Origin of the sequence: Bradyrhizobium sp. (genome assembly GCF_052389815.1) — a bacterium.
Lineage (GTDB): Bacteria > Pseudomonadota > Alphaproteobacteria > Rhizobiales > Xanthobacteraceae > Bradyrhizobium.
On record NZ_JBQTHN010000001.1, the window covers coordinates 56,858 to 71,886 of the forward strand.

The 15,029-nt window shown below is 63.3% G+C and carries 14 protein-coding genes, 1 pseudogene and 1 riboswitch; all 15 genes and pseudogenes read right to left on the reverse strand.

Annotated elements, in window-relative coordinates:
• Positions 1–30: 30 nt before the first annotated feature.
• A pseudogene (locus ACT4OC_RS00285) lies at positions 31–1,026 on the reverse strand (NAD(P)H-dependent flavin oxidoreductase).
• A 187-nt stretch (positions 1,027–1,213) separates the two neighbouring features.
• Positions 1,214–1,987: a fumarylacetoacetate hydrolase family protein gene (locus tag ACT4OC_RS00290; RefSeq protein ID WP_444837091.1), complete on the reverse strand. Its 774-nt coding sequence runs from the start codon at positions 1,985–1,987 to the stop codon at positions 1,214–1,216.
• Positions 1,984–3,003 carry a 2-dehydropantoate 2-reductase gene (locus ACT4OC_RS00295; RefSeq protein ID WP_444837092.1) on the reverse strand — a complete coding sequence of 340 codons (1,020 nt, stop codon included), beginning with the start codon at positions 3,001–3,003 and terminating at the stop codon, positions 1,984–1,986. Before ACT4OC_RS00295 ends, ACT4OC_RS00290 begins: the two co-directional genes overlap by 4 nt.
• 96 nt (positions 3,004–3,099) lie before the next feature.
• Positions 3,100–3,561: a CBS domain-containing protein gene (locus ACT4OC_RS00300; RefSeq protein ID WP_444837093.1), complete on the reverse strand. Its 462-nt coding sequence runs from the start codon at positions 3,559–3,561 to the stop codon at positions 3,100–3,102.
• Between the two features lie 254 nt (positions 3,562–3,815).
• Positions 3,816–5,111: an oxalate/formate MFS antiporter gene (oxlT, locus tag ACT4OC_RS00305; protein ID WP_444837094.1), complete on the reverse strand. Its 1,296-nt coding sequence runs from the start codon at positions 5,109–5,111 to the stop codon at positions 3,816–3,818.
• 307 nt (positions 5,112–5,418) lie between these two features.
• Complete coding sequence (locus ACT4OC_RS00310) at positions 5,419–6,924, reverse strand: tripartite tricarboxylate transporter permease (RefSeq protein ID WP_444837095.1); 1,506 nt, start codon at positions 6,922–6,924, stop codon at positions 5,419–5,421.
• A 36-nt stretch (positions 6,925–6,960) separates the two neighbouring features.
• A complete protein-coding gene (locus ACT4OC_RS00315) occupies positions 6,961–7,458 on the reverse strand; it encodes a tripartite tricarboxylate transporter TctB family protein (RefSeq protein WP_444837096.1) in 498 nt (165 codons plus the stop codon).
• A gap of 93 nt (positions 7,459–7,551) precedes the next feature.
• A complete protein-coding gene (locus ACT4OC_RS00320) occupies positions 7,552–8,547 on the reverse strand; it encodes a Bug family tripartite tricarboxylate transporter substrate binding protein (protein WP_444837097.1) in 996 nt (331 codons plus the stop codon).
• Between the two features lie 505 nt (positions 8,548–9,052).
• Positions 9,053–9,190: a hypothetical protein gene (locus ACT4OC_RS00325; RefSeq protein WP_444837098.1), complete on the reverse strand. Its 138-nt coding sequence runs from the start codon at positions 9,188–9,190 to the stop codon at positions 9,053–9,055.
• Positions 9,191–9,445: 255 nt separating this feature from the next.
• Entirely contained in the window at positions 9,446–9,784 is a 339-nt protein-coding gene (locus tag ACT4OC_RS00330) for a DUF190 domain-containing protein (protein ID WP_444837099.1), read from the reverse strand.
• Positions 9,785–9,786: 2 nt separating this feature from the next.
• Complete coding sequence (gene crcB, locus ACT4OC_RS00335) at positions 9,787–10,218, reverse strand: fluoride efflux transporter CrcB (RefSeq protein ID WP_444837100.1); 432 nt, start codon at positions 10,216–10,218, stop codon at positions 9,787–9,789.
• A gap of 8 nt (positions 10,219–10,226) precedes the next feature.
• The gene (gene crcB, locus ACT4OC_RS00340) at positions 10,227–10,625 is read right to left on the reverse strand and encodes a fluoride efflux transporter CrcB (RefSeq protein WP_444837145.1); all 399 of its coding nucleotides are present in this window, start codon (positions 10,623–10,625) and stop codon (positions 10,227–10,229) included.
• Between the two features lie 194 nt (positions 10,626–10,819).
• Positions 10,820–10,883, reverse strand: a riboswitch (Fluoride riboswitch).
• 119 nt (positions 10,884–11,002) lie between these two features.
• Positions 11,003–12,280 (reverse strand): formyl-CoA transferase, encoded by a 1,278-nt coding sequence (gene frc / locus ACT4OC_RS00345; RefSeq protein WP_444837101.1) that lies wholly within the window; start codon positions 12,278–12,280, stop codon positions 11,003–11,005.
• A gap of 67 nt (positions 12,281–12,347) precedes the next feature.
• Positions 12,348–14,075, reverse strand: a complete 1,728-nt coding sequence (gene oxc / locus ACT4OC_RS00350) for an oxalyl-CoA decarboxylase (RefSeq protein ID WP_444837102.1) — start codon at positions 14,073–14,075, stop codon at positions 12,348–12,350.
• Positions 14,076–14,131: 56 nt separating this feature from the next.
• Entirely contained in the window at positions 14,132–14,830 is a 699-nt protein-coding gene (locus ACT4OC_RS00355) for a GntR family transcriptional regulator (protein WP_444837146.1), read from the reverse strand.
• Between the last annotated feature and the right edge of the window lie 199 nt (positions 14,831–15,029).

The following is a 15,029-nucleotide window of genomic DNA, read 5'->3' on the forward strand; positions in this document are numbered from 1 at the left end:
GGGAGCCTCTTTTTGTTGCTCGGCGCGCGATTACTCGGCCGCCTGGCGCTGCGCGCCGGACAGCATGCCTTCCAGCCGGCCGCGCACGATCGCCTCCGCCTCGCGCATGATGCGGGAGACCAGCTCGGCGCAGCTCGGGATGTCGTGGATCAGGCCCTGCACCTGGCCGGCCGACCAGATGCCGTGATCGGCATCGCCGGTGGCGTAGACCATCTTGCCGCGCGCGCCCGCGACGAGCTCGCGGATGTCCTCGAACTTGGCGCCTTCCTTCTCCATCGCCACCACCTTGGTGGAGACGGCGTTCCTCGCCACGCGCGAGGTGTTGCGCATGGTCCGGAAGATCAGCTCGGTCTCGCGCTCGTCATTGGCGACGATGCGCTCCTTGACCAGCTGGTGGATCGGGCTCTCCTTGGTGCACATGAAGCGCGTGCCCATGTTGATGCCGTCGGCACCGAGCGCAAGGGCGGCGACGAGGCCGCGGGCATCGCCGAAGCCGCCGGAGGCGATCATCGGGATCTTGATCTTGTCGGCGGCCGCCGGGATCAGGATCAGGCCGGGCGTATCGTCTTCACCGGGATGGCCGGCGCATTCGAAGCCGTCGATCGAAATGCCGTCGACGCCCATGCGCTCGGCGGACAGCGCGTGCCGCACGCTGGTACACTTATGCAGCACCTTGATGCCGTGCTTCCTGAACTCGTCGACATGCTCCTGCGGCTAGTTGCCGGCGGTCTCGACGATCTTGATGCCGGCCTCGATGATGGCCTGGCGGTATTCGGCATAGGGCGGCGGCTTGATCGCGGGCAGGATGGTAAGGTTCACGCCGAACGGCTTGTCGGTCATGTCGCGGCAGTGCGCGATTTCCTTGGTGAGGTCTTCCGGCGTCGGCTGCGTCAGCGCGGTGATCATGCCGAGCGCGCCGGCATTGGCGACGGCTGCGACCAGTTCGGCGCGGCCGACCCATTGCATGCCGCCTTGCACGATCGGGTGTTCGATGCCGAACGTTTCGGTGAAGCGCGTTTTGAACATTGCCTGCCCTCTGTTTTCGGCGGCGATAACGCCGCTTATTCCGCGGCGCGGACGGCCGCGCACGCTCTCGTTGGCAGGGCAGGATGCCGTCCGGACCGTCAAAAGTCTATCCTGCACGGGCCCAGGTCCCATGCGGAAACGGCAAGGCGAGGGGCGGAAATTCGCCCGGCTTTGGCGGCAGTTGGGCCTACTGGCGAAACTCGTTTGTGAGCTCGCCGATTCCGTCGATTGCGATCGTGATGGTGTTGGCCGGCTCCTTCATGACGCCGACGCCGACCGATGTGCCGCAGGCAATCAGGTCGCCGGGCAAGAGGGTCATGTCGCGCGATATCAGGCTGACCAGCTCCTGCGCGCTGAAGATCATGTCGGAGATCGGGTAGTTCTGGCGCTCTACGCCATTGAGGATGGTGCGGACGACCAGCGTTGCCGGATCGATGCCGGCGACGATGACGGGACCGAACGGACCGTAGCCGTCGATGCCCTTGGAACGCGCCCACTGCGCGAAGGTGGAATCGCGGGTCAGGATGTCGTTGGCGGTGATGTCGTTGACGCAGGTGTAGCCGAAGATGAAGTCGTCGGCCTCGCCGGGAGAGACTTCGCTGCAGATCTTGCCGATGACGATGCCGAGCTCACCCTCATAGGTCGTCTTGCCGGAATATGCGGTGGGAGGACGGATCACGGCGCCGGGGGCGGCGACCGAGGTCGTCGCCTTCAACAGATAGAGCGGCTCGGGCGGCTTCGGCTGGTCGAGCTTGGCTGCGAGGGAGTGAAAATTGTTCCACAACGCGACGATCTTGCTCGGCTCGCTCGGCGCCAGCAGCTCGACGTCGTCGAGCGCCAGCCGCTTTCCGGTGGGCCGGGATGCGCCGAACATGTCGCCGTCATGGACGGCGATCCCGCCGCCCGTCAGCGTGCCGAAACCGGTCTCGCCGTCATGGCAGAAGCGAAGCCACGCGGTCATGCGAACGCGGCCGCCCTGGGCTCGGCGGAACGGACGCTGGCCTCGTACAGCCCGGCGATGCTGGCGCGCTGGGCCACCAGCGCCAGCACGGCGTCGAGCGCCGGCGTGGATATCCCGGTCAGGCGGCCCATCTCCTGCACCACGGTGACCAGGGGATCGATCTCCATCGGCCGGCTGCGCTCGAGATCCTGCAGCATCGAGGTCTTGTGCGCGCCGACCTTGCGCGCGCCTTCGATGCGGCGCTCGACGTCGACGCGAAATTTGACGCCGAAGCTTTCGGCGATGGCCTGGCTCTCCAGCATGATCGCCTTGGACAGCGCGCGCGTGCCGGGGTCGCTGCAGATGACGTCGAGCGTGCCATGGGTCAGTGCGCTGATCGGGTTGAAGCAGACATTGCCCCACAGCTTCAGCCAGATCTCGTCGCGGATGCGGTCGAGCACGGGGGCCTGCATGCCGGCCCTGGCGAAGGCGTCGGAGAGTCGCTGCACGTCAGCCGTGGTCTCGCCGGAGGGCTCGCCGAGCGGAAAGCGGTCGCCATAGACATGACGGATCACGCCGGGCGCCTCGATTTCGGTGGCGGGATAGACGATGCAGCCGATGGCGCGCTCGGGGCCGAGCTCGCGCCACTGCCTCCCGCCGGGATCGATGCTCTCCAGCGTCGAGCCTTCGAGCGCGCCGCCGTGCTTGTGGAAATACCAGTAGGGGATGCCGTTGACGGCGGTGACGATGCGGGTGTTCGGCCCGAGCAGCGGCTGCATCTGCTCGAGCACGCCGGTGATGGAATGCGCCTTCAGGCAGATGATGACGTAGTCCTGCGGCCCAAGCTCGGCGGGCCTGTCGGTGCAGCGCGGATGCACGACGTGCTCCTCGCCGCCGATCAGGAGCTTCAGCCCGTGTTGCTTCATCGCCGCCAGGTGGGCGCCGCGCGCCACCAGGCTGACTTCCACGCCTGCCCTCGCAAGCTGCACGCCGAGATAGCCGCCGATCGCGCCGGCGCCGTAAATGCAGATCTTCATGTGACCCTTTGAATTCGGGAAGATGGGATTTCCGGCAGGTCGGACGCGCCTGCGCCGAGCGAGGGCCTTCGGGACGGCGCGCGTTGCTGCTGGGGCTCAGGTCGCGGAGTAGGCTACGCGCTGCGCCTCTGCTGCGAAGGGAGTTGCTGCCGCGGATGCCGCCTCGTCGAACGCCGTCGAGATGTCGCGGATGCTGATGACGCCGATCAGGCTGTAGTTCTCGATGACAGGCAGGTGGCGGATGTGGTGCTTTTTCATGAGATGGCGGGCATCCTCGAGCGTGTCGGTCGAGGAGCAGGAGACGAGCTGCTGCACCGAGATCAGCTGCGATACCTTCATGCTGACGCCGGCAGCGCCGTGCTCGGCGATGGCGCGGACCACGTCGCGCTCGGTGAACATGCCGACGGCGGTGTTGCCTTCGGTGCGCACGACGTCCTTGACCACCAGCGCGCTGATATTGCCCGAGCGCATCAGTTGGGCAGCGATGGCGACGGTCTCATTCATCCGGACCGTTGCAACACGGGCAGCCTTCTTTCGCAGGATATCTCCGACTTGCATCGCAACCTCCATGGCTAAGTGACCGGGCCATTCTGGTATACATAATGCCAATTGTCAAGGTGGTCGATGTGAAATTGGGAGTGGAGGCGGATATTTTAAGTGTCAGTAATATTGACTGTTTTCCCGGTAGCGGCGAATTCCTGCCGCTTCAGCAGTCCGGATCGGCCGCGCTAAACCGATCCCAGGTATGCCAAAGCGCCAAAAGAAAACGCGCCCACCCGGAGGTGGACGCGTCAGCGAGGTTCGGCGTGGCGTCAGGCTTCGCGGGTCTGCGCCGCGACGACTGCCTTGCGCCAGGGTTTCAGGACCAGCAGCGCGAGCAGCGAAGCCAGGATGTTGGCGCCGGCCGCGACCCAGAACACCATGTCCCAGTTGCCCGAGGTCTGCTGCATGTAGTTGCCGACCGGCACCAGCAACGCCGCCGTGCCCTTGGCCGTATAGAGCAGGCCGGCATTGGTGGCGGCGAATTTCGCGCCGAACGTATCCGTGCAGGTCGAGGGGAAGAGCGAGTAGATCTCGCCCCAGGCGAAGAACACGAAGCCGGAGAGCAGCACGAACCACACCGGATCGTGGCCGAGCATGTAGAGGCCCCAGATGCCGATGCCTTCCATGCCGAAGGCGATGAACATGGTGTTCTCGCGGCCGATCATGTCGGAGATCCAGCCAAAGAACGGACGGGTCAGTCCGTTGAGGATGCGGTCGATGGTCGCTGCGAAGGTCACCGCGGTCATGGTCATGCCGACCAGCGTCACCGGCACGACGTCGACCTTCCAGTCCACGCCGATCGGCTTGAGGTTCGCGGTCACCAAGAGGCCGCCGGCGCCGACGATCACGAACATGAAATACATCAGCCAGAAAATCGGCTGACGGATCACCTCGGTCGGCGCGTAGTTGCGGCGGCCCTGGATGACGTTGACGTTGGCAACCGTGGCCGGCACCTGGCCGGGCTTCGGCGAGAACAGGAAGAAGGCGAGGATGACGATGACGATGCCCTGGCCGAGACCGAAATAGAGGAAGGTGGTCTGGAAGCCGGAGTCCTTGATCATCGCCTGGATCGGCGCGACCGTCAGCGCAGAGCCCGCGCCGAAACCGGCGGCGGTGATGCCGGCCGCAAGACCGCGCTTGTCGGGAAACCACTTCAGCGCGTTGCCGACGCAGGTGCCATAAACGCCGCCGGCGCCGATGCCGGCGATGATCATGCCGAGATAGAAGCCGCCGAGCGTGGTGGCGTAGGCGTTGATCGCCCAGCCGATGGCGCAGAGGATGCCGCCGAGCAGCACGACGATACGCGGGCCGTATTTGTCGACGAACCAGCCCTCGACCGGCACCAGCCAGGTCTCGAACAGGACGAAGAGGGTGAAGGCCCACTGGATCGAGGCGCGATCCCATCCGAAGGTTTTCTGGATGTCGGGGACGAAGAACGTCCAGCCGTATTGGTAGTTCGCGATCATCACCATTGCGGCGACGCCGATGGCCAGCTGAGACCAGCGATAGGCGTCGCTGACGCGGGCCGATGATGCGGGCGCCGCTACCTGAACCGTGTCCGTCATTTTCCCTCCATTGTTGTCCGCTGCTCTATCTGGATGTGACAGCTGGTCGCAAACACTGGTATATATTATGCCAGTAGACAAGAGAAAATTGGCGACGTCACCGGATTAATCTTGGTGCTTGTGAAAAATCGAGCTGGACCAAAAGTTTAGGGCAGTGCCGTGGCTACGGCACCGCCCTAAAGCGTGTGGTCGGTGGTATTTTTAGTCTAGAGCGTGACCCGGAAAAGTGTGAAGCGGTTTTCCGAAAAGAGCATGCTCGAACACCAACCCAAAGCGCGATGACGATTCATCCCAACCGCATCGCGCTTTAGGCCGCCACGGTACGCGTGCGAATGCGCGTGTAGCCTTCCTGGATCGCCGACCAGAACAGGGCGATCAGGCCCAGCACCATGATCGAGGAGACCAGCCCGTTCGAGAAGAACACGCCGAGCGAGCCGCCCGATCCCAGCAGCGACTGCCGGAAGGCTTCTTCCGCCTTGTCGCCGAGCACGATGGCGAGCACCAGCGGTGCGAGCGGATAGTTGCACTTCTTGAGCAGGTAGCCGATCACGCCGAACACCAGCATCAACACCACGTCGAAGGTGCTGGAGTGCACCGAATAGGCACCGATTGCGCAGAGCACCAGGATCAGCGGCGCGATGATGCTGAAGGGTACGCGCAGGATCGCCGCGAAGATCGGCACGCAGGTGAGCACGACGATGAGGCCAACGAGGTTGCCGAGATACATCGAGGCGATCAGGCCCCAGACGAACTCCTTCTGCTCCACGAACAGCATCGGCCCGGGCTGCAGGCCCCAGATCAGGAGACCGCCGAGCAGCACGGCCGCCGTCGGCGAGCCGGGTACGCCGAGCGAGAGCATCGGCAACAGCGCCGCGGTGCCGGCGGCATGTGCCGCGGTTTCCGGCGCGACGACGCCTTCGATCTCGCCCTTGCCGAAATTCTTGCCGTTCTTGGCGACGCGCTTGGCGATGCCGTAGCTCATGAAAGAGGCGGGGGTTGCGCCGGCCGGCGTCACGCCCATCCAGCAGCCGATCACGCACGAGCGCAACGAGGTGATCCAGAATTTCGGCAGCCGCATCCAGGTCTGCAGCACGACGCGCAGGTCGATCTTGCCGTTGCCGCCGCGGAAGGCGAGACCTTCCTCCATCGTGAGCAGGATTTCACCGATGCCGAACAGGCCGATGACGGCGATCAGGAAGTCGAAGCCGTTGAGCAGATGGGTGAAGCCGAAGGTCAGGCGCAACTGGCCGGTGATGGAATCGAGCCCCACGGCAGCGAGCGCAAAGCCGATCATCATGGCGGCAATGGTCTTGAACGGCGGCTCCTTGCTGAGACCCACGAAACTGCAGAACGCGAGGAAGTACACCGCGAACTTTTCCGCAGGTCCAAATTGCAGCGCAAAGCTGGCGACCAGCGGCGCCACCAGCGTGATCATGATGACGGCGAACAGCGCGCCGACGAAGGAGGAGGTGAAGGCAGCCGTCAAGGCTTCGCCGGCCTTGCCCTGCTGCGCCATCGGATAGCCGTCGAATGTCGTCGCCACCGACCATGGCTCGCCCGGGATGTTGAACAGGATCGAGGTGATCGCGCCGCCGAACAGGGCGCCCCAATAGATGCAGGACAGCATGATGATGGCCGACGTCGGCGACATGCTGAAGGTGAGGGGCAGCAGTATCGCCACCCCGTTGGCGCCGCCGAGGCCGGGCAGCACGCCGATGAGGACGCCGAGCACGATGCCCAGCACCATCACCATGATGTTGAACGGCTGCAGGGCGACCGCGAAACCGTGAAACAGATTGACGAGTTCTTCCATGGGAGTGAGTCCTGCAGCCGCGAGCTGTTGCTGAAACTAGAGACCGAGCCATTCCTCGATCGGGCCTTTGGGCAACGGGACCAAAAACCAGCGTTCGAAGATGAAATAGGTGACGATCGGCATTCCGAGCGCAACACCGGCGACCATCGGCCAGCTGTACTTGCCGAGCCATCGCATGAACCAGCCGATGAAGATCATCGATGCGAGGTACAGCCCGGTGAACGGCATCGCGCCGACGTATATCGTGGTAGGGACCACGACGCTCAGCACCTGGCGAAGCTGGCCCCATTCGGCAAACAGCCCGCGGCCGTTGTCATGCAAGCCGTGCCAGAGATTGATGATGCTCGAGACGACGATGAGCAGGCCGATATAGAACGGAAAGAAGCCGGCACGCGGCCCTTCCGCGCCCCAGTTGATGCCGGCCTTGAGGCTGCCGACGATGACGATCACGCCGAACAACGCGATCGCCACCGCCACGCCGGCTTCCACGGACTTGTGGGTGGGGCCGGCGGCTTTGTGGCTATTCGTAGTCATGGAAACTCCGTGCGGACCGCGGCGTGTGCCGCGGCCGTTGCTGGGTCGACTTGCAAACTTCCAGACGCTGCTACTTCCCGACTTCTCGCGGGATTAATTTCCGGCGCTGATGAAGCCGGCTGCTTTCATCAGGGTCTCGTGCCGCTTTTCCTCGGTCTCGACCCACTTGGCGTATTCGGCGCCGGTCATAAAGGTGGTGTTGAAGGCGCCGCTCTTCATGAAGTCCTGCCACTCCGGCGTGGCGCGCACCTTGGTGAAGAGGTCGATGTAGTATTGAACCTGGTCCTTGGTCGCTTTGGGGCCCATGAAGATGCCGCGCAGCATCACATATTCGAGGTCGAGGCCTTGCGACTTGCAGGTCGGAATGTCCTTCCAGGCCTTGCCGTCGGCAATCTGCTCGGCGTAGTTCATCGGCTTGCCGTCAAACACGCAGAGCGGGCGAAGCTTGCCGCCGCGCCATTGCGCGACCGCCTCGATCGGATTGTTGACAGTGGAGTCGACGTGGTTGCCGACCAGCTGAACGGCGACTTCGCCGCCGCCCTTGTATGGAATGTAGGTGAACTTGGCGCCGGACGCCTTTTCCATGCCGACCGTGATGATCTGGTCTTCCTGCTTGGATCCCGTGCCGCCCATCTTGAATCCGCCGGCCTTGGCGGCATCGACGTATTCCTTCGCCGTCTTGTACGGCTTCTCGGCGTTGACCCAGAGCACGAACTCGTCGAGCGCCAGCATTGCAACCGGCGTCAGATCCTTCCAGTTGAAGGGGATGCCCGTCGCCAGCGGCGTGGTGAACAGATTTGACAGCGTGATGATGATCTTGTGCGGGTTGTTGGCGGACGCCTTGACGTCGAGAAAGCCCTCGCCGCCGGCGCCGCCGGACTTGTTGATCACCACCAGCGGCTGCTTCATCAGATTGTGCTTGGTGACGATGCCCTGGATGGTGCGAGCCATCTGGTCGGCGCCGCCGCCGGTCCCCGCCGGCACGATGAACTCGACCGGTCGAACCGGCTCCCAGGCGGCCGAAGCCGCCATGCTGCTTGCGCCTAAAACGGCTGCCGTGAACGCGATCTTGAGGACTGAACTGCTCATTGGTTTCTCTCCCGTCCGATATTTGTCAGATGGCCGGTCTACGCCGGCTTGACCATCCACCAGGCTACTTGCGCGCTAGTCGTCTTGCTTTATCTCCTTAGGATAGCTGCCGCCATCGCAGAGAGTCCGCGAGGAGGAATTGTAGGGAAGCGCGGCAAGCGCGGCATCCGCGTCTTTGGGATAATCGGAGAGTCCGCGCAACGTGGTTGGCCGCCCCATTGTTGGGCGAGCCACTGAAGCGCATACGGTGCTGGTGAATTGCACCCCTCCATCCCCGCTTTAAGCTCCAGTCTAGGCAAGAGCGTTCCGGCGAGTTTGGTATTTTAAATGCCAGCAGGCAAGCGCCCTGTTGCGCTTTTCTTCGCGATGGCCAATTTGTCGCAGGGGGCAAGTGGCGGCGCATAGCGGGCACAAAAAAAGGCCCCGGAAGAACCGGGGCCGCAAGTCTTGGGAGGAAACTGGGAAAACCTCGGCGCATGGCGCCGAAGTCCTTAATGCTGAAGCCTTAGAGGCCGAAGCGGGGCAGATCGCCGTTGCGCAGCGCGATGCGGGCAGAGGCCATCAGCGCGCGATCGATCGCAGCCATCAGACGCGAAAGGACAGGGGTGTTGGGCGCGAGCCCGATAGCGGCAGTCTTGGCCATGACAGTCCTCTTCCTGGAGTACGGCGCGCTGACGTCTCGCTGTAGCGGTTATGTATGTATACCAGATGCCAAGATGCAACGACTTCGTTTGCATGGCAGCAATAATGCTCTTGCAACGCGATATCCGGATCATGGGCGCTGCGATAATCCGATCGCGCAGGGTCCGAGATCGGCAGCCAGTTCGACAGCAGGCTCGCGATCGATGCGAGACCGCGGCCCGCCGCAAGCGTCCGCACGCGGTCGAGCGGCGCCCGTCTATTCCACTTTTTCTCCGTACTGCAGGACCTGGACCTTCTCCAGGGTAATGAGGCCGCTGGTCATCATGCCGTCGAGCACGGGAAGGAAGCGGTTGATGTTCTCCTCGCTGTCGACGATCTCGATGACCAGGGGCAGATCTTCGGATAATCGCAGGATCTTGCTGGTATGGAGCCGGCTTGACTTGCCGAATCCCATGGGGCCGCGGAGCACGGTAGCGCCGGCTAGATGCTGCTCTCGCGCCTTGACCACGATCGCTTCGTACAGCGGCGAGCCGTCGCAGCGATCGTCCTCGCCGATGAAGATGCGGAGCAGAAGCGCTTGTCTTGGAATCTGCATGATCAGCTGCCTTTCAACCGATTGAGGCGGGTGGCGAGCATGTGCCCGAGCCAGACGGCGAGCAACCAGCAAGTGACCGAAACCGCGATGTAGGCCCAGCCAGTCCACGACAACCCGGTACGAAACAACATGAAAGTCTCGAGGCTGAACGCCGAAAACGTCGTGTACCCGCCGCAGAATCCGGTCATGATGAATTGTCGCTGCCGGGCGCCGGCGAAAATCCGCCCCTCCGGGCCGCTGAGCGTGCCGTAGAAGCCGATGATGAACGAACCCGTCACGTTGACCAACAGCGTCGCCCACGGCAATCCCGGCCCGGTTGCAAGTGCCAGGGACACGAGGTAGCGCGTAACTCCGCCGACGACACTGCCGGCGGCCACAAAGGCATACAGCACCGCGATGCGCCGCCGATCCGGGACGTTGGTTGGGGGCGTCATCGCTCGCCTCACACTCCCAGCCATTCGGTAAGGGCGAATCCGCATGCCACCGCGAGAAGGCAGAGCGCAACCGAGGATACGACATTTCCCGCCGCACGCCGCATCTCGCCGTCGTGCAACAGGTTCAGTGTCTGCAGGCTGAAGGAGGAAACGGTGGTGTAGCAGCCGAGGAAGCCGGTCACGGCAAGCAGCCAGGGTTGGGGCGATGCTAGCAGCGAGGCGTCTTTCGTCGCCAGCGCGGCGAAGATTCCGATCAGGAACGCGCCGCTGACGTTCACCGTCATGGTGCCCCACGGGAACGTCTCGCCAATACGCCGCGCGACCAGCCCGGATACGAAGTACCGCGCAGTTCCGCCGGCTATGCTGCCGATCACGACGCAGATCAATCCGGCAAGCACGTTTCCAATCCTCTCGCTGACCGTCGCAAGGCCGACACCGCAATCGAAACAAGTCCCAGCACGCAGACCTTTCGTGGAATCCGGGCCGGCAAGGTAGGTGGTCTTGCTTCTGCGGTCACGTCTTGCCTCGCTTGTTTCGAGGCAACAAAAAACCCGCCACGGGCGGGTTCACCACGCTCCGCCGCGGCGAGGCTTCGCGCCTCACCTCAGCAGGAGTCATCAGCCCACGGCGGGCGGGTATCGGGGGACTCCATCCCCATATTGTTGGACAAGTTTATCATCCAACGCGCAGCAAAGGGAAGCTCAAACCCGCGGCAGGCGCTGGTTGCGAAAAAGGCCGCCGGTTTTCGGCGGCCTCTTGTTCGTTTTCGGGGATGCTTGCCCGTCTACTCCGCGGCCTGCTTGCGCGGCGGTTCGAGGGCGCCGGAGTCGTGGATCTCGGCGACCTGGTGATCGCTGAAGCCGAGCACCTGGCGCAGGATCTCGTCGGTGTGCTCGCCGAGCAGCGGCGAGCGGGTGACATCGCTCGGTGAATCCGACAGCTTGATCGGGTTACCGACCGAGATGTACTTGCCGCGGGTGGGGTGGTCGACCTCGACCACCGTGCCGGTGTCGCGCAGCGACTGGTCCTCGATGATCTCCTTCATCGAAAGGATCGGGCCGCAGGGGATGTCGTCCTTGTTGAGGATTTCCATCGCCTCGAACTTGGTCTTGGTCATCGTCCACTGCTCGATGCGGGCGAAGATCTCGTTCAGCCGCGACAGCCGGGCAGGCGGCTTGGCGTAGTCGGGATGGGTCTTCCAGCCGGGCTCGCCGATCACGTCGCAGATCTTTTCCCACACCGGCGCCTGGGTGATGAAATAGAGATAGGCGTTGGGATCGGTCTCCCAGCCCTTGCACTTGACGATGCGGCCGGGCTGGCCGCCGCCGGAATCGTTGCCGGCGCGCGGCACGGCATCGCCGAACGGAATGCCTTCGCCGAACTGGCTGTATTCCTTCAGCGGGCCGTGGGCGAGGCGCTGCTGGTCGCGCAGCTTGACGCGGCAGAGGTTGAGCACGCCATCCTGCATCGCGGCCGTAACCTTCTGGCCCTGGCCGGTCATGGTGCGCTGGAACAGCGCGGCGAGGATGCCGATCGCGAGATGCAGGCCGGTGCCGGTGTCGCCGATCTGTGCGCCGGTGACCAACGGGAGCCCATCGTGGAAGCCGGTGGTGGAGGCGGCGCCGCCGGTGCATTGGGCGACATTTTCATAGACCTTGCATTCTTCGTACGGGCCCGGGCCAAAACCTTTGATGGAGGCCACGATCATCTTCGGATTGATGCTGTGGATCTTCTCCCAGGGGAAACCCATGCGATCGAGCACGCCGGGGCCGAAATTCTCCACCAGCACGTCGCAGCTCTTGATCAGCGCGGTGAGGACTTCCTTGCCCTTGGGGTTCTTGGTGTCGAGCGTGATCGAGCGCTTGTTGTGGTTCAGCATGGTGAAATACAGGCTGTCCACGTTGGGAATGTCCTGCAGCTGGCCGCGCGTGATGTCGCCGACGCCGGGACGCTCGACCTTGATCACGTCGGCGCCCAACCAGGCGAGCAACTGCGTGCAGGTCGGGCCCGACTGGACGTGGGTGAAATCGAGAATGCGAACGCCCGTAAGCGCCTTGGTCATAGTGTTTGCTCCGTAACTCTCTGTCTGCTCCTGCAACCGCAGGGAATATTTTGGATTGAGGGGTGACTTACTTCTTCTTCAGAACGCTCTGCGGATTGAGGTTGCCGATGCGGCCGCTCTCGGAGCCGGCCGCCGGATCGATCACCGCGTTGATCAGCGTCGGCTTGCCGGAATCCATCGCCTCGTTGACGGCGCGCTTGAGCTCGTCCGGGGAGGTGGCGTTGACGCCGACGCCGCCGAAGGCCTCCATCATCTTGTCGTAGCGCGCGCCCTTGACGAACACGGTGGTCGCCGGATCGGAATTGACGTTGTTGACGTCGGTGCCGCGATAGATGCCGTCGTTGTTGAAGATGACGACGCAGACCGGAAGGTTGTAGCGGCAGATGGTCTCGATCTCCATGCCGGAGAAGCCGAAGGCGCTGTCGCCTTCGACCGCGAGCACGGGATGGCCGGTCTCGAGCGCGGCCGCGATCGCCTGGCCCATGCCGATGCCCATCACGCCCCAGGTGCCGACGTCGAGACGCTTGCGCGGCTTATACATGTCGATGACGCCGCGGGCGAGGTCGAGCGTGTTGGCGCCTTCGTTGACGAGGATGGCGTCGGGACGTTCCTTGATGACGTTCTTCAAGACGCCGAGCGCGCCGTGATAGTCCATCGGCGACTTGTTGTTCATCAGCTTCGGCGCCATCTTGGCGACGTTCTCTTCGCGCTTGGACGTTACGGTCTTGATCCAGTCGGCGGGCGCGGTCCAGCCGCTGCCCATGGCCTGGTTGAAGGCGGCGACGCAGGAGCCGATATCGCCCACGACGGGCGCGACGATCTCGACGTTGGAATCCATTTCCTTCGGCTCGATGTCGACCTGGATGAATTTCTTCGGCGCCTCACCCCAGGTCTTGCCCTTGCCGTGCGAGAGCAGCCAGTTGAGCCGCGCGCCGATCAGCATCACGACGTCGGATTCCTTCAACACCGTGGAGCGGGCCGCTCCGGCGCATTGCGGATGGGTGTCCGGCAGCAGGCCCTTCGCCATGCTCATCGGCAGGAACGGCACGCCGCTCTTCTCGACGAAGCTGCGAATCTCGTCGTCGGCCTGCGCATAAGCCGCGCCCTTTCCGAGGATGATGAGAGGACGCTTTGCACCCTTCAGCACGTCGAGCGCGCGCTTGACGGAGGCAGGGGCGGGGATCTGCGCGGGCGCTGCGTCGATCACTTTCACCAGCGACCTCTGGCCGGCGTCGGCATTCATCACCTGACCGAACAGCTTCGCAGGCAGGTCGAGATAGACACCGCCGGGACGGCCGGAGACCGCGGCGCGGATCGCGCGCGCAAGGCCGATCCCGATGTCCTGGGCGTGCAGCACGCGATAGGCCGCCTTGCACAGCGGCTTTGCGATCGCGAGCTGATCCATCTCTTCATAGTCGCCCTGCTGCAGGTCGACGATTTCGCGCTCGGACGAACCCGAAATCAGGATCATCGGATAACAGTTGGTAGTGGCGTGGGCGAGCGCCGTGAGGCCGTTGAGAAAACCCGGCGCCGAGACGGTGAGACATACGCCCGGCTTCTTGGTGAGGAAGCCGGCGATGCCAGCGGCATATCCGGCGTTCTGCTCGTGACGAAAGGAGATCACGCGAATACCGGCGGCCTGCGCCATGCGGCCCAAATCCGTGATCGGGATACCCGGCACATTGTAGATCATCTTGATGCCGTTGAGCTTGAGCGCATCGATGACGAGATGAAAGCCATCGGTGAGCTCCTGCTCGGTGCCCGGTGCTTCGGACTTGACTGCAGTATTCAGCATGGGCGTGGTCTCCCTGATCCCTGGTTCGGACGAGTTCTTCGTCTCTGGGTGAACGGTTACGTGAACAGCTCCTGGCCGTGCGCCTCGACGTAAGCCGCAAGGCCCAGCGTGTGGTCGCGCGCGCGCTTTTCGGCAAGCTCGGTATCGCGTGCTTCCAGCGCCTCGATGATGGCGAGGTGCTCGGGAAGGGAGGTGGCGGTACGATCCCTTCGTCCGATGGTGAGCTGGCGATAGCCGCGCACGTGCAACAGAATGTCGTTGGTCATGTCGATCAGCGTCGGCGACTCCGACAGCGAGATCAGCGCCTGGTGGAAAGCGATGTTCGCCTTCGAATATTCCTCGACATGGTCCTGCGGCAGGCGATTCTTCAGGTCGAAGTCCTTGAAGAAATCGCGTAGCGCCGAGATGTCGCGCTTGCGCGCGGTGGTGGTGATCAGCCGCGCCGCCATGCTCTCCAGCGCCGCCCAGGCGCGGATCATGTCGACGATCTCGGTCTTGGTGCGGCGGACGACGATGATGCCGCGGCGCGGCACCGTCTTCACGAAGCCGTCCTGCTCGAGCATCGCGATGGCTTCGCGGATCGGCGTGCGACTCACGCCGAGCCGCTCCGACAGCGCGCGCTCGTCCAGCATGACCGGTTCGGGCGTGGAATAGATGTCCATCTTGAGAATGGCATCCTTCAACGCCTCGTAGGCCTTGTTCTTGAAACTGGTCTCTGGCGCAATCCGAACGATCGCTATGTCTGCATCAGCCATGGTTGGCGGCGCCTTGGTTACCTTGCTCTGGGGCACGATTCGTCTCCTCCATGTGGGAGACACGTTCTACCAGAAGATAGTCACGGAGGTTTTTGGCATACCAAATACCAGTATGTCAAGTTGCCTCTGTTTTCCGTCAATCGACTCGCTAAGCTGGCTTGACAAGTCTTCTTGTGGCATACCAAATACCATGAGTTTG

Coding starts and splice junctions, on each gene's coding strand:
- ACT4OC_RS00300 (WP_444837093.1), bottom strand. CDS start 3,561: ATGCAAGTCGGAGATATCCTGCGAAAGAAGGCTGCCCGTGTTGCAACG.
- ACT4OC_RS00330 (WP_444837099.1), bottom strand. CDS start 9,784: ATGCAGATTCCAAGACAAGCGCTTCTGCTCCGCATCTTCATCGGCGAG.
- ACT4OC_RS00355 (WP_444837146.1), bottom strand. CDS start 14,830: ATGGCTGATGCAGACATAGCGATCGTTCGGATTGCGCCAGAGACCAGT.
- frc (WP_444837101.1), bottom strand. CDS start 12,280: ATGACCAAGGCGCTTACGGGCGTTCGCATTCTCGATTTCACCCACGTC.
- crcB (WP_444837100.1), bottom strand. CDS start 10,218: ATGACGCCCCCAACCAACGTCCCGGATCGGCGGCGCATCGCGGTGCTG.
- ACT4OC_RS00315 (WP_444837096.1), bottom strand. CDS start 7,458: ATGACTACGAATAGCCACAAAGCCGCCGGCCCCACCCACAAGTCCGTG.
- oxlT (WP_444837094.1), bottom strand. CDS start 5,111: ATGACGGACACGGTTCAGGTAGCGGCGCCCGCATCATCGGCCCGCGTC.
- ACT4OC_RS00325 (WP_444837098.1), bottom strand. CDS start 9,190: ATGGCCAAGACTGCCGCTATCGGGCTCGCGCCCAACACCCCTGTCCTT.
- ACT4OC_RS00295 (WP_444837092.1), bottom strand. CDS start 3,003: ATGAAGATCTGCATTTACGGCGCCGGCGCGATCGGCGGCTATCTCGGC.
- ACT4OC_RS00310 (WP_444837095.1), bottom strand. CDS start 6,924: ATGGAAGAACTCGTCAATCTGTTTCACGGTTTCGCGGTCGCCCTGCAG.
- ACT4OC_RS00320 (WP_444837097.1), bottom strand. CDS start 8,547: ATGAGCAGTTCAGTCCTCAAGATCGCGTTCACGGCAGCCGTTTTAGGC.
- oxc (WP_444837102.1), bottom strand. CDS start 14,075: ATGCTGAATACTGCAGTCAAGTCCGAAGCACCGGGCACCGAGCAGGAG.
- ACT4OC_RS00290 (WP_444837091.1), bottom strand. CDS start 1,987: ATGACCGCGTGGCTTCGCTTCTGCCATGACGGCGAGACCGGTTTCGGC.